The 3,352-nt window shown below is 61.5% G+C and carries 2 protein-coding genes and 1 pseudogene; all 3 read left to right on the top strand.

The genetic code is table 11. From position 1 onward, the window contains the following. The first annotated feature begins 405 nt into the window (after positions 1-405). Positions 406-1,758 (top strand): phosphoglucosamine mutase, encoded by a 1,353-nt coding sequence (glmM, locus tag EOA28_RS29660; RefSeq protein WP_126064006.1) that lies wholly within the window; start codon positions 406-408, stop codon positions 1,756-1,758. A 219-nt stretch (positions 1,759-1,977) separates the two neighbouring features. Then, positions 1,978-2,796 carry an outer membrane protein gene (locus EOA28_RS29655; RefSeq protein ID WP_127253139.1) on the top strand — a complete coding sequence of 273 codons (819 nt, stop codon included), beginning with the start codon at positions 1,978-1,980 and terminating at the stop codon, positions 2,794-2,796. Between the two features lie 197 nt (positions 2,797-2,993). Next, a pseudogene (locus tag EOA28_RS29650) lies at positions 2,994-3,352 on the top strand (porin family protein); the annotation flags it as partial.

Raw genomic sequence — 3,352 nt, 5'->3', positions numbered from 1 at the left:
GTTGCGACGGCGAGACCCGTCAAAGCTGCAAGTCTATGAATAAGCATGGCGTTTCTCCCTTGCTGCCGCCAATAGGTGTCCCTATGCCAAATCAATAGCTCTCAATGTCCGGTTGCGCCAGATGCATCCGGCGCGGGACCCGTCACAAAGTGTGTTGCTCCTGATAAGGTGATGAATTGCTTGCGGGTTCGCCGCCAGCCAAGCTTTTCCAGGCTCCGAAAAGCCTCGTGTCGGCAGGTGTAGCGCCGCCAAGTCAAAGGTGGTGATAGGCTGTCGAACCACTTGCACCGACCGCGACAATGTTTTTCTAAAGATTGGTAATATACAATCACGAAATTTGATGATCGGATGCGGCCCAATTGTGGCAATACGGGCCCGCTGAAAACCGACGGGGACTGTAAGGATATGGCAGGTCAGTATTTCGGCACGGACGGTATTCGCGGACGCGCCAACAAATTTCCGATGACGGCCGAGGTCGCCATGCGCGTCGGCATGGCCGCCGGGCTTTCGTTCCAGCGTGGCAATCATCGTCACCGCGTCGTGCTCGGCAAGGATACGCGGCTTTCCGGCTACATGATCGAGAACGCCATGGTTGCCGGTCTGTGCGCCGCCGGCATGGACGTCTTCCTGCTCGGCCCGATACCGACGCCTGCCGTCGCCATGCTGGTGCGCTCGCTGCGCGCCGACATCGGCGTGATGATCTCGGCCTCGCACAACCCTTATTACGACAATGGCATCAAGCTGTTCGGTCCCGACGGCTACAAGCTCTCCGACGAGATCGAGGAGCGCATCGAAGGCATGCTCGACAAGGACATCGAGCTGGCGCTCGCCGATTCCGACGGGCTCGGCCGCGCCAAGCGCGTCGATGGCGTGCATGACCGCTATATCGAATTCGCCAAGCGCACGCTGCCCCGCTCGATGTCGCTCTCGGGCCTGCGGATCGTCGTCGATTGCGCGAACGGCGCCTCCTACAAGGTGGCTCCGGAGGCGCTGTGGGAGCTCGGCGCCGAGGTGGTGGCGATCAATGTCGAGCCGAACGGCTTCAACATCAACAAGGAATGCGGCTCGACCCATCCGGCCGGCCTGCAGAAGAAGGTGCATGAGGTGCGCGCCGACATCGGCATCGCGCTCGACGGCGATGCCGACCGCGTGGTCATCGTCGACGAGAACGGAGCGATCGTCGACGGCGACCAGATCATGGCGCTGATCGCCGAATCCTGGCACCAGAGCGGAAGGCTGGCCGGCGGCGGCGTCGTTTCCACCGTGATGTCCAATCTCGGCCTGGAGCGCTTCCTCGGCGATATGAAGCTGCAGCTGCATCGCACCAAGGTGGGCGACCGCTATGTCGTGGAGCATATGCGCGCGCATGGCTTGAATGTCGGCGGCGAGCAGTCCGGCCACATCGTGCTTTCCGACTTCTCGACCACGGGAGACGGTCTGGTCTCGGCGCTGCAGGTGCTCGCCTGCATCAAGCGGCAGAACCGCCCGGTCAGCGAATTGTCGAAGAAGTTCGAGCCGGTGCCGCAGCTTCTCAAGAACGTCCGCATCTCCGGCGGCAAGCCGCTGGAGGAAGCGCCGGTCAAGGCGGCGATCGAAGAAGGGCGCAACCGGCTCGGCACGTCCGGCCGCCTCGTCATCCGGCCATCCGGCACCGAGCCGCTGATCCGCGTCATGGCCGAGGGCGACGATCCGCAGCTGGTCGAGGCGGTTGTCAACGACATCGTGGGCATCCTCCAGGAAACGCGCAGCGCCGCCTGACAGAGAGATCGGGCCAAAGCTCTTCGCGCTTGGAAGCCCGCCGCCCGGCGGGCTTTTTTGTGCGCGCCCCCAACGGCCGGACAACGGCATACCCTCTAAAATTGCATAGATTCGTGGTTAATCGGTACGGTTAAACGGCCTTTAACCTTTGCAATTCATTATCCACGCCGAGGTTCATCTTCGGGCGGTGTCGTCCCGAGGTCTCTTAGGGGTGACAGCATGTTCAATACAGCAAGAATGGCTTTGTTTGCCGCGTTGCTCGCGGGAGTGGCCGGACCGGCGCTCGCCGCCGACTTCGCGGAGCCGCCTCCGGTCGAGGAGGCGCCGCCGCCGGTTGTCGAGGCTCAACCGGTCGATGTCGGCGGTTGGTACATCCGCGGCGATATCGACTACCACTGGTCGAATTTGGACAGCATCGATTACATCACCTACGGCCCACCGCCCGGCACCAACGATTTCGATTTCGGCGACCTAAAGGGCGGGTTCTCGCTCGGCGCCGGCGTCGGCTACAAGATCAACGATTACTTGCGTACGGATCTGACTGCCGACTACTGGTTCAAGTCGGACTTCAACGGCCAGACCTCGGATCTGATCACGACATCGACCGAAGAGTCGAGCATGAGCGCTCTGCTTCTGCTTGCAAATGCCTATGTGGATATCGGCACGTGGAACGGCGTCACCCCTTATGTCGGCGCTGGCATCGGTGGTGCGCATGTCAAGTGGGACACGGTCCATGACCCGAACACCACCGAAACCAACCCCGGGTCGTCCAACTGGCGCTTCGCCTACGCGCTTATGGCCGGCGCTTCCTACTGCCTCACGGACAAGGTCATCCTCGATGCCGGCTACCGCTTCACTCACATCGAGGGTGGGCGCATGTTCGAATTCGATACGACCAGCTCCGGACCGGGTTTCGACCACGGCATCAACACGCATGAAGTGCGCGGCGGTCTGCGCTATCAGTTCGGCGGCAATAATGGCTGCGCCGCGCCGGTGGTCGCCTATCAGCCTGAGCCGGAACCGATCTACACCAAGTAGAACTGGCGCATCCGACAGTTCGACCGCCCGGCATCAGCCGGGCGGTTTTCGTTTGTGCGCGGCGGGTGAAATTTCATTGAAATCAATTCGGTAACTCTCTGTTAGCCTTAACCGGCACTTAACCACTATGGTTAACAATGGCTGCTTGAAACGGCGCCCGCGTTTGCGGCTGGCGCCAATCTCGGGAGCCGGGGACCATGACATCCAGATCGCGTATCGCGTCAGCGCTTGCCGCAACCATCCTGTTGCCGATGACGCCGGCGCTCGCGGCCGACTACGATCCGCCGATCTATGTCGACCAGGCGCCGGACTACCAGCCGGTCGAGGTCGGCTCGGGCTGGTATCTGCGCGGCGACGTCGCCTATCTGCCGCAGAAGACCTTCGACAACGGGGATTTCACCTTGCCGTCAGCGATCGACAACGAAAGCTTCAGCGAGGGCGAGGACGCGTATTTCGCGAGCATCGGCTTCGGCTATCATTTCAACGACTACCTTCGCGCCGATCTCAACCTGGGCTATCTGCCCGGCAATCACGTCAGCGTAAGCTATGACGATTC

Source organism: Mesorhizobium sp. M2A.F.Ca.ET.067.02.1.1, from assembly GCF_004023285.1.
Lineage (GTDB): Bacteria > Pseudomonadota > Alphaproteobacteria > Rhizobiales > Rhizobiaceae > Mesorhizobium.
This window is presented reverse-complemented; position numbering and strand designations above follow the sequence as displayed.